Consider the following 26,671-nt stretch of genomic DNA (forward strand, 5'->3'; position numbering starts at 1 on the left):
GCCGGCGGTGTGATTGCCATGGCGGAACGCCTGCAGAAAGTCATCGCCGCGGCCGGTCTCTGTTCGCGGCGCACCGCCGAGGAATGGATCCGGGCGGGGCGGGTTACGGTCAACGGGGAGATGCCCAATCTCGGTTGCCGGGTTGATCCCGCCGTTGACGTGGTGCTGGTGGACGGCCGACCGTTGCCGGGAGCGGCTGAAAAAGTCACCCTGCTGCTCAATAAACCGACTGGTTGCGTGACCACCGTCAGCGACCCGCAGGGTCGGCGAACCGTCCTCGACCTGCTGCCGCCGCATCTGCCGCGGCTGTTCCCGGTGGGTCGCCTCGATTACAATACCGAAGGGCTGCTGCTGCTGACCAACGACGGTGAACTGGCCCAGCATCTTGCTCACCCGCGTCACAAGGTGGAAAAAACCTACCTGGTTCGAATCCGGGGTGCGGTGACCGCGGAGATCCGTCGCAAGCTGGAGCGTGGCGTGGCGCTTGCTGACGGGATCACGGCTCCGGCCGTGGTTCGCGTCCGGGGTAGTTCGGGGGGGCACGCCTGGCTGGAAATCACGATCCGTGAAGGACGCAATCGGCAGGTTCGCAGGATGTGTGAAGCGGTCGGTTTGTCGGTCAGCCGGTTGAAGCGCATCCGCCTGGGATTTCTGGATCTGGGCGACCTGCCGACCGGAAAAATGCGGATTTTGAATGCCGGGGAGATCGATCGTTTGAAAAGCCTTTAGAACTTGTCATAATATGAATCCTGAATCCGTGAGCCCCTTGTCGGCGGATAGCGCCAGTCATTGACCTGCCTGAGCTTCCCAGAAATGACCAGCGAACCTGTGGGTGCGCTTTAAATTTTTGGCAATCCCATTCAGGCCAAGCACTTACGCTCTCCATCCGACAGGAACCCACCGATTCGGGAAAATGATCGGATTTGATACCTAAGCTTTTCCGGAGGAGGGAACCTCATGTCGATCCGCCTTGACTACACCAATATGCTTGCTGACGCCATCGGTGAACCTTGCGGCATCAGCCCGAATGAACTGGATGCCCTGCGGAAACCCGCCCAGGCCATCCATCAGGACTTGATGCAGCGCCGTGAGCAGGGCCTGCTGCCGTTTTACGACCTGCCGTTTGATCGCGTGGTGCTGGAATCTGTGAAACAACTGGGCGACCAGTTGGCCGGACGCTGCAGCCATTTCGTCGTGCTGGGAATCGGCGGTTCGGCCCTCGGCACCCTGGCGCTCTTTCGCGCCCTGCGTCCTCTTTATCACAACCTGCTGCCTGCTGTTGAACGGGATGGGCGGCCCCGGTTGCTGATCCTCGACAATGTTGATCCGGCCGGTTTCGGTGAAGCTCTCGACCTGCTGACTCCCGATGAAACCATCTTCTGCGTTATTTCCAAGTCGGGCTCCACGGTGGAGACCAGCTGTCAGCTGATGATCGCCCGACATTGGCTGGAAACCGCTCTCGGTGACCGCTGGCGCGATCACCTGGTCGTGATTACCGATCCCGAGTCCGGCAGCTTGCGTGAATTGGCGGAGCGTGAACAGTTGACCAGCTGTGCCATCCCGAGTGGTGTCGGTGGTCGTTTTTCCGTTCTGACTCCGGTCGGCCTGTTGCCGCTGGCCGTTGCCGGGGTTGATATCGACGCCCTGCTTGCCGGCGCGGCCGAGATGGAGGAACGGGCCACCCGCTCCGATCTGCTGGAAAATCCCGCTTATCTCAATGCCGCCCTGCAGGTCCTGTCCTATCGCAAGGGGCAGCATATCTCCGTGTTGATGCCTTACAGTGACCGGTTGCGCGATATTGCCGACTGGTATCGTCAGCTCTGGGCCGAGAGCCTCGGCAAGCGAACAGCTCTCGATGGCAGCCGGGTGCATGTCGGCCCCACACCGGTCAAGGCGCTCGGAACGACAGATCAGCATTCCCAGGTACAACTCTACATGGAGGGGCCCTTCGACAAGGTGGTGACCTTTCTCGCGGTCGAAGACTATGGTCGGGACCTGGTCTTCCCGGCGTTTCCCGGAGCCGGGCATCTTGATTACCTTTCCGGACGCAGCATGACCGAGCTGATCCAAGCCGAACAGCAGGCCACGGCGGCTGCCCTGACCAGTAACGGCCGGCCCAACTGCACCCTGACCCTGGACCGGGTTTCTCCACAGAATGTCGGTGGCCTCGTTTACCTGTTCGAGGTACAGACGTTGTTCGCCGGTGGATTGTTCGGCGTTGACCCGCTGGATCAACCCGGTGTCGAGGAAGGAAAGAAGTATACATACGGGTTGATGGACCGTCCCGGGTTCGAGGACATGAAGCAACGTTTCGAATCGATTGTCGGTGGCGTAACTAGGCGCCAACTCTAGCAAAAATTGTTATTGATCGCTTGACAGATCAATGCCTGTTGGTTTAAATTTCTACTTTACTTTGTGTGTTTTTGCGATCCGAGGGATAGTCCGTGTCGAATAAAGCAAAACTTCTCGCGTCCGCGCAAAAGAACCTCCAGAAAGGACAGGTCGCCAAGGCGATCCGGGATTTCCAGAAAATCGTGGAAATCGATCCCAAGGATATCCGCAGCCGGCAGAAACTGGCCGAACTTTACAGCCGTGCCCACCAACTCGATAATGCCCTCGAAGAATATGAAGCCGTTGCCAGGTACTATTCAGAAAATGGGTTCTACCTGAAAGCGATCGCTGTTTACAAGCAGATGCAGAAGCTCGATGAGGGCCAGATCAAAATTTATCATCGGCTTGCTGAGCTGAATGAAAAGCAGGGTCTGATCGGTAATGCCCTGGCCGAATATCGCAGCCTGGTGGCTTATTATGAGCAGCACCAGATGGCCGCCGAGGCGATCAGCGTGCTGCAGAAAATGAAAGAGCTTGAACCTGAGAATCTCAATGTCCTGGTCAAATATGCCGAGTCCTGTGCCTGCAGCGGGATGCGCGATAAGGCGCGGGAGGAATTTCAGGAAGTTCTGCAACGGCTGCTGGAAAAGGATGATTTCGGTAAAATCCTGAATCTTTGCAATATGTTTCTGCCCTTTTTTCCGGAAGACCCGGAGATCCTTCTGCATAAGGGCGATGCTCTGATTCGTACCGGGCAACCGGCGGCCGGGATCGCCCTGCTCAAGCAGTTGCTGACCGGCGATGGCGAGGCGGAACAGGTGTTGCGTTGCCTTGCCCATGGTTATCGGGTGGTCGCCGACTATGACAGTGAACGCTTGACGTATCAACGGTTGCTGGACCGGAACGGCGACGATCTGGATTTGCGGCAGGCTCTGATCCAGGCTTGTCTCGACGGCGGGGATTATGAGAGGGCTCTTGATGAGTTGGAGGAATGGAAGGATGCCTTTTTCGAATCGGACCGGATCAGGGCCCTCAAGGCATGTTACGAAACCTTGAGGGAAGAACTGCCGCAGAATGAGCGGGTTATCAAAACCCTGCATGCCATCTACGAAATTTCCGGAGACGGTGACAAGCTTTTTGACCTGATGTCGAGCAACAATGAACCGGCTTCCACCTCGGAGGACGGTCTGGTTGAGGATCTCGAGACCCTCGACGATGATCTGCTGACCGATGTTGTCGGTGATCTTGAAAGTATTGAAGACAATGTGCCTGAAGGGGCGCCGCTGGAAGTGCCTTTCGAGGGTGGTGAGCCGGTTCCGGCCGTGGAAGAAAATGAGTCGCCATCGTCAGAGTTGCCCGCCGATGAAGTGCCGCTGGAATTCCTCGAAGAAGTTGCCGGCAACGACAGCGGGGAACCCGAGCTGGACATGATGTCATCGTCAGTCGTCGCCGGGGACGCCGCCGCAGTAATGGATGAGAAATCCGATCAGGAGGACGTCTCGGCGGTAGAGGTTGAACTCGAACTCGAGCTTGAGTTCGATGACGAATCCCCGGTGTCGGAGACGATGGACGATTCGAACTTCGTGTCGGCTGATGCGGTTGTTGAATCCGTAACGACCGTTCAGGGGGAGCAGGAGCCGAAGCTGGCCGAGCTTGCCGCCCGTTCTGACCGGGATTCGGAAACCGTTGCAGAAGAAGTTGTCGAGTTGGAAGCGCTCGAGGAAGTCGAGGAAGTCGAGGAAGTCGAGGAAGTCGAGGAAGTCGAGGAAGTCGAGGAAGTCGAGGAAGTCGAGGAAGTCGAGGAAGTCGAAGAAGTCGAAGAAGTCGAAGAAGTCGAAGAGCCGGCCGCGGAAACTGTCGTGGATATTCCCGCGCGTCTTGAAGAAGCCGGATTTTATATGCAGCAGGGCTTGTTGGCCGAGGCTGAGCGGGTCTGCCGGGAGATTCTCGATTTTGATGCCGTGTGTATTGAAGCACGTAATCTTCTTGCTGAAATTGCCGTCCGGCAGGGTAAAGCGGCCCCGGCTTCAACCCGGCCTGAAGAGCCTGTGGCGGAATCCCTGCCCGATGAGGACGAGAGTGCCTTTGACTGGGATGACGCCTTTCGCAGAACGCAGTATGAGGGGGCAGCGGACATGCTCCCGGAAGATGCGGAGTCCCACTATAATCTCGGCATCGCCTACAAGGAGATGGGTCTGCTGGAAGACGCCATCAAGGAGTTCGATCTCGCCATGAATCATCCTGTAAGGCGATTGGACAGCTTGTCTTTGAAGGCTCTCTGCCTGGTCGAAACGGGCAACTTTGACGCCGCTGAAGAAGTTTTCAGGCTTGCTCTGGCCTACCCCGGTATCGGTCCCGATGAACGCCTTAATCTGACGTTTGAAATCGGGCAGCTCAAGGAACGGGCCGGTATGGCGGAAGAAGCCCTGGAGTGTTTTCTCAAGGTGGCGGAATCAGACCACTTCTATCGTGATGTCGGGGTTCGCATTAAACAGCTGCGGGACCGGTTGGGGATGGCGGAAAATGATCTGGCCGGTAACGTAGGAACGGCTGGAAACAGGAAAAAAGTCACCTATCTCTAAGTGAGTTTATGAGTTATCTAGAGCAGTTCGGGCTTGAGCGTGAACCATTTTCAAATGCTCCTGATGCCCGTTTCTATTACGACACGGAACAACACAGTCAGGCCCTGTTGCGGTTGATGTACGCCATTGACTCGAACAAGGGGCTGGCGGTGCTGATCGGTGGTGTCGGCACAGGGAAGACCACCCTGGCCCGCCGGATGCTGGAAAACCTGCCGGAAGAAAAATATGAATCTTCGTTGCTGGTGATGGTTCATTCCGGGATCACCCAGGAATGGATTCTGACCCGGATCGCCATGCAGTTGGGGGTGGAGGCTCCCGCCATGGACCGGTTGACGCTGCTCAAGCAGCTTTATGACCGGCTGCTGGATATCGAGGAAAGCGGTCGCCGGGCGGTGGTGCTGATCGATGAGGCGCAAATGCTTGAATCGCGGGAACTGATGGAAGAATTCCGCGGCCTGCTCAATCTTGAAATCCCCGGCAAGAAGTTGCTCAATATCATCTTCTTCGGGTTGCCCGAGGTTGAAGACTGTCTGCGTCTTGATGAGCCGCTGGCGCAGCGGGTGGCGGTCAAGTATCACCTCAAGTCGATGCCCGTAGAGACGACCGAAGCCTATATCAAGCACCGTCTGCGCGTTGCCAAGGCCCCGCGGATGTTGTTTGACGCCGATACGGTGCCTGCCATACACCGTTATGCCGGCGGGGTGCCGCGCCTGATCAATACCATCTGTGACAACTGCCTGTTCGAGGCTTATCTGCGCAAGTTGCCGCGTGTCAATGCCCAGGTGCTCAACAGCGTTGTCGGCGATCTCGGGTTGCTGCAGCAGCCGGTGGTTGCGCCGCCGCCGCGCAGCGAGGCGGATGACCTGGCCGAGATCGAAAGCATGCTGGACAGTCTCGAAAAGAAATGATCCGCAATCGGCCGTCTGCCGCGGTTGAAGTTTCCCGCCGCTCCCTACTTTTATGACCAGCCAGATCAAAATCCTGCCGGAAAATCTGTGCAACAAGATTGCTGCCGGTGAGGTTGTCGAACGCCCCGCCTCGGTGGTCAAGGAACTGCTGGAAAATTCTATCGATGCCGGCGCCCGCGATATCACCATTGAAATCGAGAAGGGCGGCAAGAAACTGATTCGTCTTGTCGATGATGGTTGCGGCATGGACCGGGACGATATCTTCCTCTGTCTGGAGCGGCATGCCACCAGCAAGATATCCTCCGCCGACGATTTATTCAAATTGCAGACTCTCGGCTTTCGCGGTGAGGCCCTGCCGTCCATCGCCGCCGTCTCCCGCATGGTGCTGCGTTCCCGTCCGCCGCAGTGTGAAGCGGGTATGGAACTGCTCCTCGATGGCGGCGAGGTCAAACGGGCCGATGTCTGCGGAATGGCTCCCGGGACCAGTGTCGAGGTTCGAGACCTCTTCTCCCGGTTGCCCGCCAGGCGCAAATTTCTGCGCCGCGACGAAACCGAGTTGGCACACATCGGTGAAGTGGTCACCAGGACGGCCCTGGCCCATCCCGATATCCAGTTTCGATTGTTGCACAATGGTCGCGCCTTGATCGACGTGCGTCGCGCCGAAGGATTGCGTGCCCGGGTTGCCAACCTGCTTGGCAGACACCTGGCCTCAGACCTGGTGGAGATTGATGCTGCCGGACCCGACTGCCGTATCCATGGTCTGATCTCTCCCCCGCAGACCAACCGGGCCACCAGCGGGACGATCTACACGTTTGTCAACGGCCGCTATATTCGTGATCGCGTCGTCCAGCATGCCGTGCTCGACGGTTACCGGACCCTGTTGCCCAAGGGGCGGTATCCGGTCGTGGTGCTGTTCCTGGAACTTGACCCGGAACTGGTGGATGTCAATGTGCATCCGACCAAGCATGAAGTTCGTTTCCGACAGCAGAGTCAGGTCCACGATTTTATCGTCGCCGGTCTTGCCGATGCCCTGCGTGAGTCGTCCTGGGTTTCTCCGGCCGATCCCGGGCCGACGCCGGGTGCGGAGGCGTCTGGACCGGGTGCCGTCCTCCCGATGTCGGAGAAAACGCCGTCCCCGTCGGGAACTGATCGTCAGGCGGAAATTCGTGAAAGCCTGCAGCGTTATGCCCGGACGCCGTCACCGTCCCCGGATTCGCGGCCCGTTTTTGCCATGCCGTCGGCGCCCGCGGCAGAAACTGTTGAGGAGGATGCCGGCTTTTTTTCCGGGCTGCGGCTGATCGGCCAGTATCACAACAGCTACCTGCTTTGCCAGGATGGTCCGGACCTGTTGCTGATCGATCAGCATGCCGCCCATGAACGGGTCGGTTTCGAACGCCTGCGTGCCCAATGGCGGCAGGGGGGCATTGAGCGCCAGAGCCTGTTGTTCCCGCCGGTGCTGGAATTCAGTCACCTGGAACAGTGTCGTCTGCAGGAGAACCTTGAAAAGCTCGGCCGACTCGGGTTCGAACTGGAACCGTTCGGCGGCAATGCTTTTGTCCTCAAGGCGGTTCCCCAGTTGCTGTCGGGCAGTGATGCGGAACAACTGGTGCGTGATGTCGCCGCTGAACTTGCCGGTCTCGGCAGCAGTTCGCTGATCGAAGAGGCCCTGGACAAGGTTCTGATCCTGATGGCCTGTCACCGGATGGTGCGTGCCAATCAGGCCCTGACCGAGGCGCAGATCCGGGCCTTGCTGAAGGACCTTGACAGTATCGATTTCAGTGCCCAGTGTCCCCATGGCCGTCCGGTGATGCATCGCCTCAGCCTGGCCGAGGTGGAAAAGTTCTTTCACCGGATTTGACCATGACGAATGAACCGAAGCAACCGTTGCTGGTGATCTGCGGTCCGACCGCCAGCGGCAAAACCGGTCTGGCGCTGAGTCTTGCCGAACAGTTTCCTGTTGAGATCATATCGGCCGATTCCCGCCAGGTTTACCGGCGGCTCGATATCGGCACCGCCAAACCGACCGCCGAAGAACTCTCCCGGGTTCGGCATCACCTGATTGACCTGGTGGAACCCGAACAACCGTTCAGCGTCGCCGATTTTGTCGATCTGGCAAACGCGGCGATTGCCGACATCGCCGCCCGTGGTCAATGGCCGTTGCTGGTCGGTGGCACCGGGCTTTACATCCAGGCCCTGACGGCTGGACTGGCGGAGACGCCGCCGGCCGACCCCCGGCTGCGTGCCGCGTTGGAGGCCGAAGCGAGAGAACATGGTCTCGGCAGGCTCTACCGGCGGCTTCAGCAGGTTGACCCGCCGACCGCCGCCAGGCTCAGTCCCAATGATCAGGTGCGCATTGTCAGGGCCCTGGAGGTCGAGGCGCTGAGCGGTTGCCGGATGTCCGATTTTCAGGCCCGCCATGCCTTTTCCGAACATCCGTTCCGGCTGCTGAAGCTGGGTCTGCTGCAGAAAAGGGAGCATCTTTACCGGAGGATTGAACAGCGGGTTGACGCGATGTTTGCCGCCGGCCTGGTCGATGAAGTCAGGGCGCTGCTCGCCTCGGGATGTCCCGCTGATGTCAAGGGGCTGAAAACCATCGGCTACCAGGAAGTGATGGCCTATCTGCGGGGAGATTGCGATCTGCCGACCGCGATTGAGCTGGTGAAACGCAACAGCCGTCGCTATGCCAAGCGTCAGATGACCTGGTTTCGCCGGGATTCTTCCATTATTTGGGTTGACCCCGAGCGTGAGTTTGTTAGAATCACAGAGTTAATTGCCGAATTTAATGCAGCCTAAAAAGGAGCGGACATGCCTAAGACGCCATTCAACATCCAGGACCAGTATCTCAACCAGGCGCGTAAAGAGAGGGTGCGCGTTGCCATCACCATGATGTCCGGCGAAAAGCTGGAGGGATTCATCAAGTCGTTTGACAGTTTCTGCGTGCTGGTTGACAGCAGTGGTGACATCCTGCTTTACAAGCACGCGATTTCCTCCATCACTTCGAGTGACGGCAGTTTCCGCCTGCACGGCGGCCGGGACTGATTTTCATCCCAAAGTCAGACCGATAACAGGTCCCCGTTGACAACCCCGGGTTGTTACGGGGGCCTGTTGTCTTTTGGTCTGCCGCTGGTCGTTATGATCGATGGGTTCGATGCTTGAGATTATCGCCGTACACCCGGAATCTGTCGGCCGGGAACTGGACATCGAAGCGGGAGATTTTCTCCTTGAGGTGAACGGGCATGCAATCCGCGATCTCATTGACGCCCGTTTTTACCTGGCGGATTCCCCGTTGCTGCTGCAGATCGAGAAGGCCGACGGTGACCTCTGGGAACTGGAAATCGAACTCGGGGTCGAGGATGACCTGGGACTGGAGTTCGCCCACCCGGAGCCGAGCCGTTGCGGAAACAACTGTCAATTCTGCTACGTTCATCAACTCCCGCGCGGGTTGCGTTCGACCCTCTATATCAAGGACGAGGATTATCGTTTCTCCTTCCTCTACGGGGCTTATGTGACCCTGGCCAACCTGGCCGAGTCGGATCTGCGGCGCATTCTTGAACAGCGACTCTCGCCATTGTATGTTTCGGTACATGCCGTGACGCCGGAGATTCGCAACCGTCTGCTCGGCAAACAGGCGCCGCCGGTTCTGCCGTTATTGAAAAAACTGGTCAGCGGCGGGATCACCCTGCATACCCAGATCGTACTCTGTCCCGGCATCAATGATGGCGCCGTGCTTCAGGAGAGCATCTCCGCGCTGGCCGACCTGCGCCCCGGGATCGCATCGCTGGCTGTGGTGCCGGTCGGCCTGACCGGTCATCGTCAGGCATTGCCGACATTGCGCACGCCCTCTCGTGTCGAAGCGGAAAGGGTGCTTGATTTGATTGAGGATCGGCAGCGGCAGTTCCGAACTGACGGCGGACGCTTCGTCTTTGCCGCCGATGAATTCTATCTCAAGGCGCAGCGGCCGCTGCCGTCGGCTGAACACTATGAAGGTTTTCCCCAACTGGAGAACGGCATCGGCCTGATAGCCGTTTTCCGTCAGGGGACGAAAGCCGCGCTGCGGGACGCGGCCGGGTTGCCGCCGTTTCGCCTGACGACAATTACCGGACATTCCTTTCACTCCGAACTGCAGGCGTTCGCTGATCAGCTCGCCGCCTGTTCGGAGGTCGAACTGCAGGTGCTGGCCGTGCCCAGTCGTTTGTTCGGTGGTGAAATCAGTGTCGCCGGGCTGATCTGTGGTGAGGATATCCTTTCCCATCTGCGGGGCGTCGACCTCGGGGCCGGACTGCTGTTGCCCGATATCGTGCTGCGTGACGGCAGCGAGCAGTTGCTGGATGACCTGAGTCCGGCGGAGCTGTCCGTCCGGCTCGGTTGCCCCGTCACGGTGATCGACTCAACCGCGCCCGGCCTGGTGGCCGGCATCAGGTCTTTCTTATCTGGAGAAAATTTATGAACGGGACGAGTTCTGAGTTGAAGGAACAGGGGCGGCTTGCTCTTGAACGCGGCGCGGTCGAGATGGCCGAAAAGTGCCTGCGCAAAGCCCTGCAGCAGGCCGGTGACGATGCCGAAATCCCTTTGCTGCTCGCCGAGGCTCTCGCTGAAAACGAAAAATTGACGGAGTCCCGGCGGGTGCTTGAGAAGGCGGTCGCCACCTTTCCCGATGACATCGAGCTGATCTTCTCCCTGGGTGATACCTGTTTTGAACTGGGAGATGCCGCCGCGGCCCGCGGCTGCTACGAGCGGGTGATCGAGCTGGACCGGGAACAGGTGGACGCCTGGGTCAGCCTGGGACTTCTGCATTATCAGCAGGAAAATTACCAGCAGGCCCTGGTCTGCCACAAGCAGGCGCTCAACCTTGATCCGCAATCGGTTTTCGCTCTCAATTCCTACGGCGACGCCTGTTTCGCGCTGGGCGATGTTGCGGCGGCTGTTTCCGCCTATGAGAAGGTGACCGAACTGGAACCGGATGATCCCCAGGCCTACTACAACCTGGGTGAACTCTATTATGACGGCGGTGATCTGGACCGCGGCGAGAGCATGTGCCGCAAGACGCTGCAGCTCGATCCCGAGTTCGCCTTCGCCTGGCTGACGTTGGGAAATATCTGTCTTGACCGTGAGCAGGTTCGGGACGCAATCGCCGCTTTTGAAACATTCCTGCGCCTGGAGTCCGGCGATGAGGCCCGACAGATCCGTGACGAGGTGACGGCCGTGATCGCCGGTTTGAAAAGCTGAGGGAAGGAAGATGATTCATGGATTTGCCGTCCTGCTCGGATTCCAGTTTTTCGGCGAACTGCTGAGCCGCTGGAGCGGAATTCCGATTCCAGGCAATGTGATCGGTATGGCGTTGCTGCTGGCGGCCCTCGGTTGCGGCTGGGTGAAGCTGACCTGGATCGAGGAGGCGGCCGAATTGCTGTTGTCGCACCTGGCGCTTTTCTTTGTTCCGGCCGGTGTCGGGGTGATGGTCTATGGCGGCCTGATCGCCCGGGAGTGGCTGCCGATCAGTATCGCTACGGTTGTCAGCACCTTCGTGGTCATGGCGGTGACCGGTTGGGTCGCCAGCCTGCTGGACCGGGAAGGGGGCGAACATGCCGAGTGAGTTCTTTGCCACGCCGCTGTTCGGCATCACCCTGACGATTGTCGTCTACGCCCTGGCGCAGATGCTCTACCGCCGGACCGGGAGCCTTTTCTGCAACCCGGTGGCGCTCTCCATTCTCGGTATCATCCTGTTGCTGCTGGCCTGCAGGATCCCCTACCGCAGCTATGCCGTCGGCGGGCACTATATTCTCTTCCTGCTCGGTCCGTCGGTGGTTGCCCTGGCGGTTCCGCTCTACGCGCGGCGCCGTGAGATCTGGGCGCGGCGGACGCCGATTCTGGTCGGCGTTGCCGCCGGCGGCCTGGCGTCGGTGATGTCAGCATCCGGCCTGGCCTGGTTGCTCGGCGGCAGCCACGACGTGGTCCTCTCGCTGGCGCCGAAGTCGGTGACCACACCGATCGCCATCAGTATCGTCGAAAAGATCGGCGGGATCGCTCCCCTGACAGCGGCGCTGGTGGTCATGACCGGTTGTCTCGGAGCCATCTGCGGGCCCGAGTTCTGTCGCCTGATCGGGCTGCGGAACCGGGTTGCCATCGGCCTGGCGGTCGGTACCGCGGCTCACGGGATCGGTACCGCGCGGATGCTGGAGGTGGATCGTCTCGGGGGGGCGGTCGCCGGGTTGGCCATCGGTCTCAACGGGTTGCTGACTGCCTTTCTGCTGCCGATGCTGTTTCTGCTTTTTTCCTGATGTGAACCTGAATCAGTGAATTATATGACCCCGCAGATTCAGGTTGAACACAAAAAAGGCAGGCCCTTTCGGGTCTGCCTTTTTTGTCTGAAACGATTTGCGGGTGCGACTCAGTGGCCGCCGCGCTTGGAGGCCTTGAGCGGGTTGATGCGCTGCTCGACCACCTTCTTTTCAACCTTCTGATGGGTGGCGAAATTGCAGATATTGACGGCCCATTTCCTGGCCGGCGCCGGGGCGACCGAACAGACCTTGCCGATCGAACCTTCGACGACGCGTGCGCAACCTTCGCACTGCTCGACGATCTGCTGGCAGGAATTGCCTTCGAAACTGCAACCGTTTTTGCCCCAGAAGGTACACTCGGTACCGGGAAGAACTGTTTGACACTGCATGACTGGAGTCTCCTTACTTTATAGTATCAAGAGTCGTCTCTGTTTTTTCCCAAGACCCCCCTTTTACCCGATTCCGGAGTGGACTGTCAACGAAAACTTGCACCCGAATCCACCGGCTGTTTTGTGGACCGAGGGTGGCGGGACGGGTAGAGATGCAAGGCGCCATGCCGATTCGGGCGGAAACGTAGCCGAGCTACGTTGAGCACCGAATCGGTGAAGGCAACGAAGCAGATTCATCCGTAACGACACCTGAATCCCGAAATTGCCGGTGGATTTGGGTTGCAGGGCATCTGTTGACGACGGCGCCCTGATCCTTTAGCCTGAGCACAGACGCCGAACCTGAAAGTGAAGATGTTCTGAGGAGTTCCTGCATGAGAAAACATTCCCGTTGGGAGCAGATTTGTCGGCGTTGCGGCCGTTGCTGCTACGAGAAGATTGAATTCGAAGGTGAGGTTTATTACACTGATCAACCCTGTCCTTATCTGGATCTGGAAACCCGGCTCTGCACTGTCTATGATCGGCGTTCCCGGGTCAAGCCGGATTGTATGCCGCTGTCGCCGCGGGTTCTCGGCATGGGCGTTTTGCCTGATGATTGTCCCTATGTTGCCGGGCGGGATAATTACCCCGCGCCGCACCTTTGGGACACATGGGACGAGGAGGCGTCATGATGCCTGCGGGGCAGGTGCTGATATTCTTCGAGGTGGACAGGCTGACGGGCGCCGGCTCAGGCGATCCGATCGACCCGGATGAGGGGGAGGATACATGAATAAAATTGTTTTCGGGACATCCGGCTGGCGGGGGATTCTGGCCGAGGATTTTACCTTTGAAAATGTCAGGGTGGTGACCCAGGCGATCGCTGACCATCTGGTTGCTGAAGGTGCGGCTGATGACGGCGTGGTGGTCGGCTACGACGCCCGCTTCATGGGGCGGCGCTTTGCCCACGAGGCCTGCCGGGTGCTGGCCGGGTCAGGTATCCGCAGCTGGATCTGCAACCGTGATACGCCGACGCCGGTCATTGCCCACGAGGTACTCGCCCGGCGGGCCGGCGCCGCCATCAATTTTACCGCCAGTCACAATCCCTGCGAATACAACGGCTTGAAATTTTCTCCCGCTTCGGGAGGCCCGGCTCTGCCGGAGACGACGCGCGATATCGAAGAGCGCGCCAATCGCATGCTGGGACAGGTCTGTTACCGGGACATGCCGCTGGACCGGGCGGTGCGTGAAGGATTGGTGGTGGAAATCGACCCGTTGCCGGCCTATTTCGAAACCCTGCGTCGACGTATCGATTTTGCCGCCATCGCCGCTTCGGGCCTGAAGATAGCGGTCAATCCCCTCTATGGAACGGGGAGGGGCTATCTCGATCGTATCCTGCGCGAGGCGGGGGTTGAGGTGGTGACCTTCAACGATCACATCGACCCGACCTTCGGCGGCCTGCCGCCGGAACCGGCGGAGACCTGCATTGCTGATTTCATTGCCATGATCCGTTCCGACGCGGCCATCGGTCTCGGTCTGGCAACGGATGGTGACGCTGACCGTTACGGCATTGTCGATGGTGACGGCAGTTATTACGAACCGAATTATATTCTTGCCCTGCTGGCCGATTACCTGTTGCGGGTCAAGGGGGAAGCGGGGGATGTGGCCCGTTCGGTGGCGACCTCACACTTTGTCGACGCGGTGGCCCGCAGCCACGGGCGACAGGTACTTGAAACCCCGGTCGGATTCAAGTATATCGGCGAATATATCGCCGCGGGCAAGGTCCTCATCGGCGGCGAGGAAAGTGCCGGCCTGACAATCCGCGATCATGTCCCCGACAAGGACGGCATCCTCGCCTGCCTGCTGGTGGCGGAAATGGTCGCCGTGACCGGCAGGGGAATCGGTGATCTGCTGGCCGATCTTTATGAACGGGTCGGTGAGTTTTACACCCGGCGCAGCAATATTCGCCTCACTGATGATCTCGAACAGGGCTATGCCGCCAGGATGAATGCCCTGCCGGAACGTTTCGCTGACCTCGCGGTGATCGATGTCGTGACCATCGACGGGTATAAATGTCTGCTGGAGAATGGCGCCTGGCTGCTGTTTCGCAAGTCCGGGACCGAGCCGGTGGTCAGGCTTTACGGCGAAGCCCGGGATGCCGGGACTCTGGAGAGGATTCTGCAGGCGGGAGAGGCGTTTCTGACCGGCTGAAGAGGGTGTTTTTCAGTTCTGTGTAAATTAAACAAACGGCCCTGGATTTCCGGGGCCGTTTGTTTTTCCGGCCGGGTCACGCCCGGCCTTGTTTTCAGCCTCAGGTGAAGCCGGATGATTTTCCGCAGCCGGCGGCGCAGGGTGGGGCTCCCGTAGCGGTCACGCCGATTTGGCCCTTGGCCGGAATCGAGATCGCCTTGGCGGCGGTCGCGCCACAGTCGGGACAGGGGTGCTCGGTGACGTCGCTGTGACTCAGCTTCTCAAATGTTCGGTCACAGGCCGCACAGTGGAATTCATAGATCGGCATGAAAAACCTCCTCAGGTCAATTTATTCGTATTTTTGAATGAAGGGAGCAGTGAAGTCAAGTCTTGACATTTTTGCCTCGCGGTAGATAATGTCCAAAATTGTCCAATCAGGGAAATAGATAACAGGATATTTCATGAATCTTTCGGTGAAAGATGCGGCCGGTCTGCTGACGGTTTCGGAAAAGACCGTTTACCGCTGGATCAAGCAGGGCGCGATTCCGGCTTACAAGGTCCATGGCAGCTACCGTTTCAACCGTGCTGAACTGATTGAATGGGCGACCTCGCGCCGTCTCGGGGTTTCGCCCGATGCCCATGCCGATCCCGAGCAGGACGCGCGGCCATTGCCCGAACTTCGGGAGGCTCTTGAGGCCGGCGGCATCATTTACCGCCTCGATGGACGAACCCGGGACGAGGTCCTGCATTCCCTGGTCAGTCACCTGCGTCTGCCGGAGGAGGTTGATCGTGATTACCTGCGGCAGGTTCTGATTGCCCGCGAAGAGTTGGCCTCGACCGCTTTCGGCGGGGGAGTCGCCCTGCCGCATCCCCGCAGCCCCGGCCTGCTCAACCTCAGCCAGCCGAGCCTGACCCTGGCCTTTCTGGAACACCCGGTTGATTTCGGCGCTCTTGACGGTATACCGGTCGGAATTCTCTTTGTTCCCCTGGCGCCGACCCTGCGTACCCACCTGCACCTGTTGCGGCAGGTGGCCCACGCCCTGCACAACACCGCGGTGCGCGAAGTGTTGCGTCGGCAGGGGAACCGGGGAGAGATTTTCACGGTCCTGGAACAGGCTTATCCCGCAGTGGCTTCCAATTCGCCTGATTCAACGGCATCTCAAGGGGAGGGCTGTTAGCCATGCCTCTTTCTCTCGCGTTTCTTGCCGTTGGCGCCGCCCTGCTGTCCGGTCTGCTGCCCCTCGTTCGACCCGGCAGCAATGCCGTCGCCAGGCGGATTGCCTTTCCCCTGCTCGGGATCTCCGGGGTTCTCGGGATGGTCGCCGGGGGCATGGCGCTGGGCAGCGCCGAGCCGAGCCGTATTGTCCTGCCGGTCGGCCTGCCCTGGCTGCACAGCCACCTGCAGCTCGATCCGCTTGCCGGATTTTTCCTGGCGGTGGTCAGCCTGGTGACCCTGGTGGCCGCCATCTACGGACCGGCCTATGTGCGCGAATATGAACAGGGTCCACAGCCGCTGCTGCCGCTGACCCTGTTCACCGGCCTGTTCGTGGCCGGGATGCAGCTGGTGCTGCTGGCCGCTGACGCTTTTTCCTTCATGATCGCCTGGGAACTGATGTCGGTGACCAGCTATTTCCTGGTTGCCTACCAGCACCAGCATGAGGTCAACCGGCGGGCTGCTTTCATCTACCTGCTGATGGCCCAGGTCGGCGGGCTGTTCATCCTGCTCGGTTACGGGGTGCTGTCCGGTTTCGGCCATGGTTTCGATTTTGCCCACATGGCCGCCGCCACGCTCTCACCGGGTTGGAGCAGCGTGGCTTTCCTGCTGGCCTTTGTCGGTTTCGGCATGAAGGCCGGACTGGTGCCGCTGCATGTCTGGCTGCCGCAGGCGCACCCGGTGGCGCCGAGCCATGTCTCGGCGTTGATGTCGGGAGTCATGCTCAAGGTGGCGGTCTACGGCTTCATTCGTTTCAGCTACGATCTGCTCGGCGGCATTCACTGGCAGTGGGGGGCGCTGGTGCTCTTTGTCGGCAGCGCCTCGGCCATCCTCGGAGTCCTCTATGCCCTGATGCAGCATGACCTGAAACGGCTGCTGGCCTACCACAGCGTGGAGAATATCGGTATTATCTACATGGGCCTCGGCCTGTCGATGATCTTCGCCGGGACCGGGCATCCGGCGCTGGCCGCTCTTGGCCTGATTGCCGCCCTCTATCACTGTCTCAACCACGCCCTGTTCAAGAGTCTGCTTTTCTTCGGCGCCGGGGTTGTCCTGCAGCAGAGCCGTGAACATGACCTGGAAAAGATGGGCGGCCTGATCCGGCGGCTGCCGGTGACCGCCACCTGTTTCCTGGTCGGCTGCATCAGTATTTCGGCCCTGCCGCCGTTCAACGGATTCGTCTCCGAGTGGCTTACCTTTCAGACCGCGCTGCAGGGCCCGGTGCTGGAAAACAACATTCTCGGGGCGCTGATTCCGGTTGCCGCGGCAGTGCTGGCGCTGACCGGAGCGCTGGCGGCGGCCTGTTTTGTCAAGGTGTTCGGCATCTGTTTTCTCGGTCTGCCGCGCAGCGAGAAAAGTGCCGCGGCCACAGAAACCACAGCGGGGCCGTTGGCCGGCCAGATCGTTCTGGCCGCCCTCTGCCTGTTGTTCGGGGTGCTGCCGACCTGGACCGTCGGGCAGTTGGAACATATCGCCCGGCTGTTTTTCCCCGGCGGCATGCCGGAGACGACTGCCCATGGTTGGCTCTGGCTGACACCGGTGTCGTCGCAGGTCGCTTCCTACGGGGCGCCGCTGGTGCTGCTCGGCATCGGCCTGGCCTGGGTGCTGGCCTGGCTCTGGATGCATCCCCGCCGCCGCCGTTTTCCGGTGCGGAGAGTTCCGGCCTGGGATTGTGGCTTCGGCTCTCTGAACGCGCGGATGCAATACACCGCCACCGCCTTCACCATGCCGATCCGGAGGATTTTCCGTCCGGTGTGGCCGATCACGGAATCGTACCGGACACCGACCGCTGAAGAGCAGGGCGGTCGTTATCAGTTGAAGATAGGTGACTGGGCCTGGCTCAAGGTTTATGAGCCGATCGGTCGGCTGCTGCTGGCGACCGCCCGCCGCATGGCGATGATCCAGGGCGGCAATATCCGCGCCTATCTCGCTTACTCCTTCTTTACCCTGATTGTTCTGCTGCTGGTGGTGTCGCTATGAAAGGCTGGCTTCTCGCCCTTGTTCAGACCGGCCTGCTGGCCTTCGGTGCGCCGTTCCTGGCCGGCTGGGTCAAATGGATCAAATGCCGGCTGCAGTCCCGCCAGGGGCCGCCACCCTGGCAGCCCTACCGGGACTTGCTGCGGCTGTTCGGCAAGGAGGCGGTGGTTGCCGAAACCGCCAGCCCGATTTTCCGTGTCGCCCCCTATGTGGTCTTCAGTGTCACTGCGCTGGCCTGCTCGGTGGTGCCGATGGTGGCGATCGGCCTGCCGACCGCGGCGATTGCCGATGTCATCGTGCTGGTTGGATTTTTCGCTCTCGGCCGGTTTTTTCTCGCCCTGGCGGGGATGGATGTCGGCACCCCTTTCGGCGGCATGGGGTCCTCACGGGAGATGACCATCGCCTCGCTGGCTGAACCGGCGATGCTGCTGGGGGTCTTCACCCTGGCGATGACGGTGCGCAGCACCAACCTGGCGTCGATGATCGGCTACCTGATCGAGCAGCCTTTCCAGCTCTATCCCTCCTTCGTCTTCGCCGCCATGGGCCTGGTGCTGGTGGCGGTGGCCGAGACCGGCCGAATTCCGGTCGACAACCCGGCCACCCACCTGGAACTGACCATGGTTCACGAGGCGATGATTCTCGAATACAGCGGTCGGCATCTGGCGTTGATGGAATGGGGGGCGATGCTGAAGCTGATGATCTACAGTGTCCTGCTCTGCAACCTGTTCCTGCCCTGGGGGGTGGCGGTCGACTTCGCGCCGCTGTCGCTGCTGATCGGCCTCGGCGCCATCACACTGAAGTTGCTGCTGCTCGGCACGGCGCTGGCCGTGGCCGAAACCGGGCTGGCCAAGATGCGGCTGTTCCGGGTGCCGCAGTACCTCGGGCTGGCTTTTATCCTCTGCCTGCTCGGCATGCTCAGCCACGTCATCCTGGAGGTCAACTGATCATGTCCCTGACGCAACTTCCCCTGGCGGAACAGTTTGTCCTGACCCTGGCGGCGCTGATTCTCTTCACCTCCTTCCTGCTGCTGGCACAGAGCCGCATCGTCAGCCTGATCCACACCTTTGCCTGGCAGGGTGCGCTGCTGTTCATCGCCACCTGCCTGATGGCGGTGACCTCGGGACGGCATCATCTCTTCATCTCGGCGTTCATGACCCTGGCGTTGAAGGTGTTCTTCATCCCCTGGCAGCTCAGGCGGCTGGTGGTGCGACTGGATATCCGCCGTGAGGTCGAGACGGTCGGCAACGCGTCGCTGGTAATGATCGGCGGCGGGGCGCTGGTGCTGTTCAGCTACTACGTGGTTCAGCCGATTCGGGAACTCTCTTTCCTGGCAACCCGCAACACCATCGCCATCTCCCTGGCGGTCATCCTGATCGGCATGCTGATGATCATCACCCGGCGCAAGGCGGTCGCCCAGGTGATCGGTTTCATGTCGATGGAGAACGGCCTCTTTTTTGCCGCCGTGGTGGCGACCTACGGCATGCCGATGGTGGTTGAACTCGGGGTGGCCTTTGACGTGCTGGTGGCCGCCATCCTGTTCGGCATCTTCTTTTTTCAACTGCGCTCGGGGATCGGTTCACTCGATGTCGATCACCTGAACCGGCTGCACGAGGTGGATCGATGACCGCCCTTTACCTGACCCTGCTGATTCCCCTGGCGGCGACCCTGGCCTTTGCCCTGATCGGCCACTGGAAGCATGCCGGCAGCCTCAACCTGCTGGTCTGCGCCGCGACCTTCGCCACCTCGCTGAGCTGCGCGGTCGATGTTTTCAACAACGGCGCGCTGATGTCGCCCGGCAAGCTTTTCTACGTCGACGCCTTCAACGTCTACCTGGTGCTGGTCAACGCCCTGGTCGGCTTGACGACCGCCATCTTCTCGCGGCCCTACATGGCCCACGAGGTGGAAATCGGACGGGTCGATGACGCCCGCATGAGGCTCTACCACTCGATGTACCAGGGATTCCTGCTGACCATGCTGGTCGCCCTGACCACCAACAACCTGGGCCTGCTGTGGGTGGCCGTCGAGGGGGCGACACTGGCGACGGTGCTGCTGGTATCCCTCTACCGGACCCCGGAATCGATCGAGGCCGGCTGGAAATATTTCATCCTCTGCGGGGTCGGCATCGCCCAGGCCCTGTTCGGCACGGTGCTGATCTATTTCGCCGCCGAACGGGTGCTGCCCGGTTCCGAGGACGCACTGTTGTGGAGTGTGCTGAAGGACCATGCCGCTGAGCTTGAACCGACGGTGCTGACCCTGGCGTTCGTCTTCCTGCTGGTCGGCTACGGCACCAAGATCGGCCTGGTGCCGCTGCACAACTGGCTGCCGGACGCCCATTCGGAGGGGCCGACGCCGATGTCGGCGATCCTTTCCGGGCTGCTGCTCAATATCGCCCTCTACGCCGTGGTGCGCTACAAGATGCTGATCGAGCCGGCCCTCGGCAACCATCTTCCCGGCTACCTGATGATGGGCTTCGGCATGCTCTCCTTTACCGTCGCCGGCATCCTGCTGCACCGGCAGAAGGATATCAAGCGGATGTTCTCCTACTCGTCGATCGAACACATGGGGCTGATGACCCTGGCCTTCGGCATCGGCGGTCCGCTGGCGACCTTCGGCGGCCTGCTGCACATGATTGTCCACTCGCTGACCAAGTCGGCGATCTTCGTGACCGTCGGGCACGCCGCCCATGTCGCGGGAACCCAGAGCATCGACAAGATCCGCGGCCTGATCCGCACCCAGCCGAGCATCGGCTGGAGCTTCCTGCTCGGCGTGGTGGCGATTGCCGGGTTCCCTCCCTTCGGCGTCTTCACCAGCGAGTTCCTGCTCTTTTCCGCCACCATCAAGAGCTGGCCGCTGCTGGTGATCCCGCTGCTGATCGGGCTGGCGGTCGCCTTTGCCGGCCTGTTCCGTCACCTGCAGCCGATGGTATTCGGTGAACCGCCTGCCGGGCAGGTGCCGGTCAAGGCCAATATGCTGCCGGTGCTGCTGCACCTGCTGGTGGTCCTCTGGCTGGGGATCGCCATTCCCGATGTTCTCTCCCGCTGGCTCGATCAGGCGACCATCATGGTGGTCGGAAGGGGGCTGTTATGAGTCGCGTGCAGACCGTCAATGTGACCGCCGGGCGGGTTGCCGAACTGGTCGGACGCCTGGCAGTAGCCGACCTTGCCGAAATTCTCGATCCCTTGCCCGGATTGCAGGCCCGGCTGCGGATCGCCCCCGGTGACTGGGGACAGGTCGCGGATATCGCCGCCCGGCAGGGGTTGCGCTGGTCGGCGGTCTGGGGGGATCATCGCCCGCCGCAGATCCTGATCCGTTCTCTGCTGTTTGGCTGTGACGGCCATCTGCTGCTGGAAACCGCGGTCGATGAAGCTCTGCCGGAACTGACATCGCAGACCGGGGCCTACATTGCCGCCGATCGTCCGGAGCGGGCCCTGCAGGATATGTTCGGCGTCCGCTTCATTGACCATCCCGACCGTCGCCGCTGGCTGCGTCACCAGGGCTGGGCGGAAGGGGACTACCCGCTGCGGGTTGATTTTCCGGTTGCCGGTCGTCGCAGCGGCACGACGCCGCCCGACTGCAACTATCCCTTTCCGGCCGTGGTCGGGGAGGGGGTCTATGAAATTCCGGTCGGACCGGTTCACGCCGGGATCATCGAGCCGGGGCATTTCCGTTTTCAGGCGGTCGGTGAAACCATCCTGCGGATGGAGGAACATCTCGGCTATGTCCACAAGGGGATCGAGAAGATCGCTGTCGGGCGTGATCTGACCGGGCTGGCGCGATTGGCCTGCCGGGTTTCCGGTGACAGTGCGGTGGCGCACGGCTGGGCCGCCTGCCAGGCCGTGGAGCGCGCCCTGCAGGTCGAGGTGCCGCCCCGAGCCCTGGCTCTGCGGGCGATCCTGGTCGAGCGGGAGCGGATCGCCAACCATCTCGGCGATATCGGTGCCATCTGCAACGATGTCGGCTTTGCCTTTGCCCAGGTGCAGATGACCCGTCTGCGGGAACTGGTTCAGCGGCAGAACCAGGTTCTTTTCGGTCATCGGCTGCTGTTCGATCGGGTGGTTCCGGGGGGCGTGGCGGTCGATCTCGATGCCGGTCAGACTCTCTCCATGTTGGAAGAATTGCAACGGTTGCGGATCGATGTCGAAGAGCTGCTGCCGCTGCTGCTCGAATACCCGAGCCTGCAGGACCGGTTGCGCGGTACCGGCATCCTGCCGCCGGAGCAGGCCCGGCGGATCGGCGTCATCGGCTACATCGGTCGCGCCGGCAACCTGCAGGATGACCTGCGTCGTGACGCCCCCTACGCACCCTACGACCGACTGCGGGTTGAGGTTCCGGCCTGCCTTGTGGGGGATGTCGCCTGCCGGGTCAGTGTGCGCGGGGAAGAGGTGCTGGTCGCCATCGGCCTGATCGAACAGCTGTTGGCTGACCTGCCGGACGGCGTCCTGCGGGCCGACTGCCCGGTACCCGGCGGCGAGGTTGAAGGGATCGGCCTGATCGAGGGTTGGCGCGGTGAGACGGTTGCCTATGTGCGTCTGTCAGCCGCGGGGCGGGTGGAGCGCTACTTCCCCCGCGATCCGAGCTGGCTGTCATGGCCGGCGCTGGAAATGCTGCTGGAGGATGTCATCGTGCCCGATTTTCCGGTCAACAACAAGTCGGTGAATGGATCGTATTCGGGCCATGATCTGTAGGAAGGCTTTGCCTCTTTATCGCCCATGGCCTTTTTTAACGGAGAGTCGGAGAGAGGCAGAGACGCAGAGAAAATCAAAGGCCGGGTTTTGTTCATACCAGAACCCACTGATTCAGGTTATACAGAAAAAATGGTTTTTCTCTCCACCTCTGCGCCTCTCCGTTAAATAATGCTTTAGCTTTTCTTGGCGCCTTGGCGGCCCCAAAAGGATTTAAGCTATGTTTAGAATCTTCGATCGAATTCGGCGTACCGGGAAACTGACCGAGCCGCTGCCGGCTGCCGATGACGAGGCGGTCGAACTGGGGGAGGCCTGTCAGCGGGAGATCGCCCGCAAGTTCGGTCATTCGCTGGCGATCCGCATGGTCGATGCCGGTTCCTGCAACGGCTGCGAGCTGGAGATGCACGCTGTCAACAACAGCTTTTACGACATCGAACGGTTCGGCATTCACTTCGTCGCGTCGCCGCGGCATGCCGACCTGCTGCTGGTGACCGGGGTGGTCTCAAAGCACATGGAAGAAGCCCTCAAGCGAACCTATGCCGCCACGCCGTCGCCGAAGCTGGTGGTTGCCATGGGGAACTGTGCCGGGTACGGCGGGGAGTTCGGAGAGTCCTACGCCAGCTGCGGACCGGTGTCCGCCGTCCTGCCGGTCGATGCCGTCATTCCGGGTTGTCCTCCCGCTCCGCTGCAGTTGCTGCGGGGCCTGCTTGATCTGCTGCAGCGGGTTTGATTTCTTTTGTGACCTCTGCCCTGAAACGGGCCAGTTCCGACTCCAGATCGTTGCGTAGGCCGGGGATGCTGTCGAAGTCACCGGCTTTGCTTCGTTCCTCCAGCCTGCGGGCGATCTCCGCCAGGGACTGACAGCTCAGGTTGCCGGCGCTGCCCCTGATGGCATGGGCAAAACCGGCGATCGCCTTACAGTCTCCGGCCTCTGATGCCCGCTTGATGGAAACGACTTTTTCTTCCGTGTCGCGGAGAAAGATGTTCGTGACCCTGTTCAGCATCTCCTGGTTTCCCTTGAAGAGATCGAGCCGTTTCTGTTTCTCTGAGCATCTGTCAGCAGTAACCTCTTTTGTTTCTGTCAGGTCCTTTTCGCCATGTCCCTTGTCGGCTGTCCATTTGCGCACGAAAGCCAACAGGGTTTCACGTGTCAGGGGTTTGTGAAGGACATCATTCATGCCGGCAGCCAGGCATTTCTGGTGATCTTCCCTGAGGATATTGGCGGTCAGGCCGATAATCGGGACCGACTCGGAAGTGTAACCGTTGCGCCGGATAAGGGTGGTGGCCGTCATACCGTCCATCTCCGGCATCTGGATATCCATCAGGATCAGGTCGTAGCTGCCGAGGAGGGTCTTGGCCACCGCCTGGATGCCGTTGTCAGCAAAATCAACCCGGCAATCGAGGGCGTCGGTCAGATGCCAGCTGGTGATTTCGCGGTTGACCGGGTTGTCTTCCACCAACAGGATGTGGACGGGTTTCTCCACCCGTTTGGTATCGTAGTCGGACTCGGTTTCCGCCACGGCCGACACGGCTGCCGCCGCTTTTGCATAGCCGAGCCGGAACCAGAAGCAGGTTCCCTGTTCGACATTGCTTTTAACATCGATGGCTCCTCCCTGCAGTTCAACCAGGTGGCGGGCGATGGTGGTTCCGAGCCCGGTGCCGCCGTATTTGCGGGCCACGCTGTCTTCAGCCTGGGTGAACCCCTCGAAAATCCGTTCGAGTTTTTCCGCCGGGATGCCGACGCCGCTGTCCTTGACTGAAAATTTCAATGTTGCCCGGTCGGGAAGATCTTCAAGAACTTCTACACGGACCTCAACCCCGCCGCGCTCGGTGAATTTTATTGCGTTGCTGATCAGGTTCGACAATATCTGACGGAGCCTGATCGGATCGCCACGCAGCAGGTTCGGTGCCCGGTCGTCAATATCCAGCGTCAGGGCAAGCTCCTTTTTCTCGGCCAGGGATGAGAACAGCTCGATGGTCGCGGCAACGGTTTCCCGCAGGGTGAACGGAATGTTTTCGAATTCGATTTTTCCGGCTTCGATTTTTGACAGGTCGAGGATGTCGTCGATGATCCGCAGCAGCATTTTCCCCGATTCGAAGACCGTCAGGCCCTTGGCGCGCTGATCTTCGTTCAAGTTGCTTTTCAGCAGGATTTCAGTCATGCCGAGGACCCCGTAGAGCGGGGTGCGGATTTCATGGCTCATGTTGGCCAGGAAACGCGACTTCTCCCGGTTGGCCGCGTTGGCCTGGTTCGCCAGGTCGCGGGCTTTGATCAGTGCTTCGTTCAACTCCCGGGTGCGTTTCTGTACCTGCTCCTCGAGAATTTCACTGTGGCGCCGCAGTTCTTCATCCCGCGCCTTGATCTCGTCCAGTTGATTCTGCAGGGTGGTCAGCAGTTCGGCGTTGCGGATGCTGACGCCAAGTGTCGAGGCGATACCCATCAGCAGGCTTAAATCACTCTTGACCAGGACGCGTTTGGACTGGAAGTTGTCGACCGCCAGAATCCCCAACGACTGTCCATCGCAGATGATCGGGCAGCAGATGATGGACTTGACTCCCAGATCCTGGGCCAGTTTGAAACTGCGGGGCGAAAAAAGATCCTTCAGTTCGTAGATGTCGTTGGTCAGAATCGGGCGCTGCTGGTGAAAGGCGGTGATGAAAATCCCGCGCGAGGACGGATTGTCGAGGTGAAAATCGATTTTCCGGGCAAGATCCAGTTGATCCGGAATCTGGCTCAGGCCTTGTCTGAAGACCAGCCTGGTACGATCCTTGTTGGCGAGGTAGATGGCGCAACGCTGGTAGTCAAGACGCGTTTGAAATATCTGCACGATGTCGGACAGGATGGTTTCGATATCCGTTGCCCTGCTGATCGTCTGGCCTATTTCGTTGATGATCAGGGCGTTGTTGTAGTTGGTATTGATCTGCTCGAGATTCTTCTGGGAATTCTCGCGCAGTTCCATGAGGCGTTTTTTCAGGCACTTCTTTTCCAGGTACTGGAAGAAAACCAGCAGCGTCAATCCGAAAAAGATGTAACCGGGCCAGAAAAAGTCTGTGGCCCGCAATGGCGGGAAAATTGCCGCCAGGAGCAGGCCTCCGCAGTAAAGAATGCCGGCCGCCAGGCCGAAGCGACGATGTGTTGCGGTCCGCCCTTTTTTCCAGCTGATGACATAACGGCAGACCCGGCCGCCCTTGAACAGGCATTCGGAATGTTCGATGTCCGGCGGTTCAAATCCGAACAAAGTGCCGATCGCCTCGAAAAAGCCGGTTCTGTTGGCGCACTGAAAGGGTTTTTCTTCCATTCCGGGATAAGGTTGAACCGTCACCTCGTAACTGTTGCGGGCCAGTTTCCTGGTTCTATAGGTTGCGGATCGGGTCAGCTTTTTCGACGTTTGCTCGAAAATGGCGAAAAACTTGTCGAGTGACATGAACCCCAGCAGGTACTGGCGAAGCGAGCCGAGGGCTTCCGGGGAAGCGGCAAAGCGACCGGCTTCCCGGGCGATGTCGTTCTGCCCGGTCATCTGCACCAGGTTGTCATAGAAACGGTCCACCTGCCGCTGGCTGAACCAGTGTCCTTCGTCGGCGATTTCATCAGCGGAAATGCCGGTATGTTCAAGCAGTGTGTTAAGGTCGATCGAAGGATATTTCGATTTCAGGAATTTGACGTAGGTATCCAGGATTCTGCTGTTGTAGACTGGTTCGTCCTCTTGACCGGTTTGCTTCATAGACTGGGTATTTCCTGAAAACTGCCGGGTCATCTAAAAATAGCCTGAAAACAAGATATTACAAGAAGAAATCCCGGATTGTGGAGCATGACGGCCGGTTTTGAAGTGACAGCTCCTGAAAGACAGTGTCGGGCGGGGAATGGACCTGTACGTTCCTGCGTGGGCAAGGCGTTGGCGCCGTCGGCAACAAGGTGACCCTCTATCGGGAATGGTAAAATTGCTCAAGTAATTGAAATGAGAAGGAAAAATAATAATGTTGTCTGTTTTTACGGTTGACTGCGTCGTCAATGAATCCTACTATTTTTGCGACTGTAATGTAATTGTCTTTTTTGAGGGGGGCCGTTCGCTTCGAGGTTGTCTTTCGTCCCCGGTCTCGGTTTGACCGGATCTCTGCCCCATTGTCATCCCCGGCTATCGGATTGACGTGCT

General features: G+C 59.8%; 23 protein-coding genes. 20 read left to right on the forward strand and 3 right to left on the reverse strand.

From position 1 onward, the window contains the following. Positions 1 to 18: 18 nt before the first annotated feature. From B5V00_RS00065 to B5V00_RS00115, 11 genes are all read left to right on the forward strand, one after another. Complete coding sequence (locus tag B5V00_RS00065; protein ID WP_085008246.1) at positions 19 to 729, forward strand: pseudouridine synthase; 711 nt, start codon at positions 19 to 21, stop codon at positions 727 to 729. Positions 730 to 957: 228 nt separating this feature from the next. Continuing rightward, positions 958 to 2,352 (forward strand): glucose-6-phosphate isomerase, encoded by a 1,395-nt coding sequence (locus B5V00_RS00070; RefSeq protein WP_085008248.1) that lies wholly within the window; start codon positions 958 to 960, stop codon positions 2,350 to 2,352. A gap of 92 nt (positions 2,353 to 2,444) precedes the next feature. After that, the gene (locus tag B5V00_RS00075) at positions 2,445 to 4,913 is read left to right on the forward strand and encodes a tetratricopeptide repeat protein (protein ID WP_085008250.1); all 2,469 of its coding nucleotides are present in this window, start codon (positions 2,445 to 2,447) and stop codon (positions 4,911 to 4,913) included. A gap of 8 nt (positions 4,914 to 4,921) precedes the next feature. Continuing rightward, complete coding sequence (locus B5V00_RS00080) at positions 4,922 to 5,821, forward strand: ExeA family protein (protein WP_085008252.1); 900 nt, start codon at positions 4,922 to 4,924, stop codon at positions 5,819 to 5,821. A 52-nt stretch (positions 5,822 to 5,873) separates the two neighbouring features. Continuing rightward, positions 5,874 to 7,679 carry a DNA mismatch repair endonuclease MutL gene (gene mutL / locus B5V00_RS00085; RefSeq protein WP_085008254.1) on the forward strand — a complete coding sequence of 602 codons (1,806 nt, stop codon included), beginning with the start codon at positions 5,874 to 5,876 and terminating at the stop codon, positions 7,677 to 7,679. 2 nt (positions 7,680 to 7,681) lie between these two features. Next, on the forward strand, positions 7,682 to 8,614 hold the full coding sequence (gene miaA, locus B5V00_RS00090) for a tRNA (adenosine(37)-N6)-dimethylallyltransferase MiaA (protein WP_085008256.1): 933 nt from the start codon (positions 7,682 to 7,684) through the stop codon (positions 8,612 to 8,614). 12 nt (positions 8,615 to 8,626) lie between these two features. Further along, positions 8,627 to 8,860, forward strand: a complete 234-nt coding sequence (gene hfq, locus B5V00_RS00095; RefSeq protein ID WP_085008258.1) for an RNA chaperone Hfq — start codon at positions 8,627 to 8,629, stop codon at positions 8,858 to 8,860. Positions 8,861 to 8,969: 109 nt separating this feature from the next. Further along, a complete protein-coding gene (locus tag B5V00_RS00100; RefSeq protein WP_245803877.1) occupies positions 8,970 to 10,268 on the forward strand; it encodes a DUF512 domain-containing protein in 1,299 nt (432 codons plus the stop codon). Then, positions 10,265 to 11,047, forward strand: coding sequence for a tetratricopeptide repeat protein (locus B5V00_RS00105; RefSeq protein WP_085008262.1), 783 nt, complete (start codon positions 10,265 to 10,267; stop codon positions 11,045 to 11,047). The genes B5V00_RS00100 and B5V00_RS00105 overlap by 4 nt, the downstream gene beginning before the upstream one ends. 10 nt (positions 11,048 to 11,057) lie before the next feature. Next, on the forward strand, positions 11,058 to 11,411 hold the full coding sequence (locus B5V00_RS00110; protein ID WP_085008264.1) for a CidA/LrgA family protein: 354 nt from the start codon (positions 11,058 to 11,060) through the stop codon (positions 11,409 to 11,411). Then, positions 11,401 to 12,096, forward strand: a complete 696-nt coding sequence (locus B5V00_RS00115) for an LrgB family protein (RefSeq protein ID WP_085008266.1) — start codon at positions 11,401 to 11,403, stop codon at positions 12,094 to 12,096. Before B5V00_RS00110 ends, B5V00_RS00115 begins: the two co-directional genes overlap by 11 nt. A 110-nt stretch (positions 12,097 to 12,206) precedes the next feature. Here B5V00_RS00115 and B5V00_RS00120 read toward each other — a convergent pair whose 3' ends face one another. Continuing rightward, positions 12,207 to 12,485: a PxxKW family cysteine-rich protein gene (locus B5V00_RS00120; protein ID WP_085008267.1), complete on the reverse strand. Its 279-nt coding sequence runs from the start codon at positions 12,483 to 12,485 to the stop codon at positions 12,207 to 12,209. Between the two features lie 371 nt (positions 12,486 to 12,856). Between B5V00_RS00120 and B5V00_RS00125 the strand changes: the two genes are divergently transcribed. Together B5V00_RS00125 and B5V00_RS00130 are read left to right on the forward strand one after the other, a co-directional pair. After that, a complete protein-coding gene (locus tag B5V00_RS00125; RefSeq protein WP_085008269.1) occupies positions 12,857 to 13,153 on the forward strand; it encodes a CxxCxxCC domain-containing protein in 297 nt (98 codons plus the stop codon). Positions 13,154 to 13,247: 94 nt separating this feature from the next. Then, positions 13,248 to 14,669 carry a phosphoglucomutase/phosphomannomutase family protein gene (locus B5V00_RS00130; RefSeq protein WP_085008271.1) on the forward strand — a complete coding sequence of 474 codons (1,422 nt, stop codon included), beginning with the start codon at positions 13,248 to 13,250 and terminating at the stop codon, positions 14,667 to 14,669. A gap of 100 nt (positions 14,670 to 14,769) precedes the next feature. On the opposite strand, the gene B5V00_RS00135 is transcribed toward B5V00_RS00130, so the two are convergent. After that, a complete protein-coding gene (locus B5V00_RS00135; RefSeq protein WP_085008273.1) occupies positions 14,770 to 14,976 on the reverse strand; it encodes a zinc ribbon domain-containing protein in 207 nt (68 codons plus the stop codon). Between the two features lie 133 nt (positions 14,977 to 15,109). Here B5V00_RS00135 and B5V00_RS00140 point away from each other — a divergent pair, with 133 nt between their 5' ends. From B5V00_RS00140 to B5V00_RS00170, 7 genes are all read left to right on the forward strand, one after another. Then, positions 15,110 to 15,826, forward strand: coding sequence for a PTS sugar transporter subunit IIA (locus B5V00_RS00140; protein ID WP_085008274.1), 717 nt, complete (start codon positions 15,110 to 15,112; stop codon positions 15,824 to 15,826). A gap of 2 nt (positions 15,827 to 15,828) precedes the next feature. Then, positions 15,829 to 17,841, forward strand: coding sequence for a hydrogenase 4 subunit B (hyfB, locus tag B5V00_RS00145; RefSeq protein ID WP_085008276.1), 2,013 nt, complete (start codon positions 15,829 to 15,831; stop codon positions 17,839 to 17,841). Further along, a complete protein-coding gene (locus B5V00_RS00150) occupies positions 17,838 to 18,782 on the forward strand; it encodes a respiratory chain complex I subunit 1 family protein (RefSeq protein WP_085008278.1) in 945 nt (314 codons plus the stop codon). Before hyfB ends, B5V00_RS00150 begins: the two co-directional genes overlap by 4 nt. A gap of 2 nt (positions 18,783 to 18,784) precedes the next feature. Then, positions 18,785 to 19,462: a formate hydrogenlyase gene (locus B5V00_RS00155; protein WP_085008280.1), complete on the forward strand. Its 678-nt coding sequence runs from the start codon at positions 18,785 to 18,787 to the stop codon at positions 19,460 to 19,462. After that, the gene (locus tag B5V00_RS00160; protein ID WP_085008282.1) at positions 19,459 to 20,925 is read left to right on the forward strand and encodes a hydrogenase 4 subunit F; all 1,467 of its coding nucleotides are present in this window, start codon (positions 19,459 to 19,461) and stop codon (positions 20,923 to 20,925) included. Before B5V00_RS00155 ends, B5V00_RS00160 begins: the two co-directional genes overlap by 4 nt. Then, entirely contained in the window at positions 20,922 to 22,523 is a 1,602-nt protein-coding gene (locus B5V00_RS00165) for a hydrogenase large subunit (RefSeq protein ID WP_085008284.1), read from the forward strand. Before B5V00_RS00160 ends, B5V00_RS00165 begins: the two co-directional genes overlap by 4 nt. A gap of 217 nt (positions 22,524 to 22,740) precedes the next feature. Beyond that, the gene (locus tag B5V00_RS00170; RefSeq protein ID WP_085008286.1) at positions 22,741 to 23,250 is read left to right on the forward strand and encodes an NADH-quinone oxidoreductase subunit B family protein; all 510 of its coding nucleotides are present in this window, start codon (positions 22,741 to 22,743) and stop codon (positions 23,248 to 23,250) included. Here the strand turns inward: B5V00_RS00170 and B5V00_RS00175 are convergent. Further along, positions 23,180 to 26,242 carry an ATP-binding protein gene (locus tag B5V00_RS00175; protein ID WP_172399552.1) on the reverse strand — a complete coding sequence of 1,021 codons (3,063 nt, stop codon included), beginning with the start codon at positions 26,240 to 26,242 and terminating at the stop codon, positions 23,180 to 23,182. The genes B5V00_RS00170 and B5V00_RS00175 overlap by 71 nt on opposite strands. Positions 26,243 to 26,671 lie beyond the last annotated feature (429 nt).

It is taken from the genome of Geothermobacter hydrogeniphilus (assembly GCF_002093115.1).
GTDB classification, from domain to species: Bacteria; Desulfobacterota; Desulfuromonadia; order Desulfuromonadales; family Geothermobacteraceae; genus Geothermobacter_A; species Geothermobacter_A hydrogeniphilus.

Coding starts and splice junctions, on each gene's coding strand:
- B5V00_RS00065 (WP_085008246.1), top strand. CDS start 19: ATGGCGGAACGCCTGCAGAAAGTCATCGCCGCGGCCGGTCTCTGTTCG.
- B5V00_RS00070 (WP_085008248.1), top strand. CDS start 958: ATGTCGATCCGCCTTGACTACACCAATATGCTTGCTGACGCCATCGGT.
- B5V00_RS00080 (WP_085008252.1), top strand. CDS start 4,922: ATGAGTTATCTAGAGCAGTTCGGGCTTGAGCGTGAACCATTTTCAAAT.
- mutL (WP_085008254.1), top strand. CDS start 5,874: ATGACCAGCCAGATCAAAATCCTGCCGGAAAATCTGTGCAACAAGATT.
- miaA (WP_085008256.1), top strand. CDS start 7,682: ATGACGAATGAACCGAAGCAACCGTTGCTGGTGATCTGCGGTCCGACC.
- hfq (WP_085008258.1), top strand. CDS start 8,627: ATGCCTAAGACGCCATTCAACATCCAGGACCAGTATCTCAACCAGGCG.
- B5V00_RS00100 (WP_245803877.1), top strand. CDS start 8,970: ATGCTTGAGATTATCGCCGTACACCCGGAATCTGTCGGCCGGGAACTG.
- B5V00_RS00105 (WP_085008262.1), top strand. CDS start 10,265: ATGAACGGGACGAGTTCTGAGTTGAAGGAACAGGGGCGGCTTGCTCTT.
- B5V00_RS00110 (WP_085008264.1), top strand. CDS start 11,058: ATGATTCATGGATTTGCCGTCCTGCTCGGATTCCAGTTTTTCGGCGAA.
- B5V00_RS00115 (WP_085008266.1), top strand. CDS start 11,401: ATGCCGAGTGAGTTCTTTGCCACGCCGCTGTTCGGCATCACCCTGACG.
- B5V00_RS00120 (WP_085008267.1), bottom strand. CDS start 12,485: ATGCAGTGTCAAACAGTTCTTCCCGGTACCGAGTGTACCTTCTGGGGC.
- B5V00_RS00125 (WP_085008269.1), top strand. CDS start 12,857: ATGAGAAAACATTCCCGTTGGGAGCAGATTTGTCGGCGTTGCGGCCGT.
- B5V00_RS00130 (WP_085008271.1), top strand. CDS start 13,248: ATGAATAAAATTGTTTTCGGGACATCCGGCTGGCGGGGGATTCTGGCC.
- B5V00_RS00135 (WP_085008273.1), bottom strand. CDS start 14,976: ATGCCGATCTATGAATTCCACTGTGCGGCCTGTGACCGAACATTTGAG.
- B5V00_RS00140 (WP_085008274.1), top strand. CDS start 15,110: ATGAATCTTTCGGTGAAAGATGCGGCCGGTCTGCTGACGGTTTCGGAA.
- hyfB (WP_085008276.1), top strand. CDS start 15,829: ATGCCTCTTTCTCTCGCGTTTCTTGCCGTTGGCGCCGCCCTGCTGTCC.
- B5V00_RS00150 (WP_085008278.1), top strand. CDS start 17,838: ATGAAAGGCTGGCTTCTCGCCCTTGTTCAGACCGGCCTGCTGGCCTTC.
- B5V00_RS00155 (WP_085008280.1), top strand. CDS start 18,785: ATGTCCCTGACGCAACTTCCCCTGGCGGAACAGTTTGTCCTGACCCTG.
- B5V00_RS00160 (WP_085008282.1), top strand. CDS start 19,459: ATGACCGCCCTTTACCTGACCCTGCTGATTCCCCTGGCGGCGACCCTG.
- B5V00_RS00165 (WP_085008284.1), top strand. CDS start 20,922: ATGAGTCGCGTGCAGACCGTCAATGTGACCGCCGGGCGGGTTGCCGAA.
- B5V00_RS00170 (WP_085008286.1), top strand. CDS start 22,741: ATGTTTAGAATCTTCGATCGAATTCGGCGTACCGGGAAACTGACCGAG.
- B5V00_RS00175 (WP_172399552.1), bottom strand. CDS start 26,242: ATGAAGCAAACCGGTCAAGAGGACGAACCAGTCTACAACAGCAGAATC.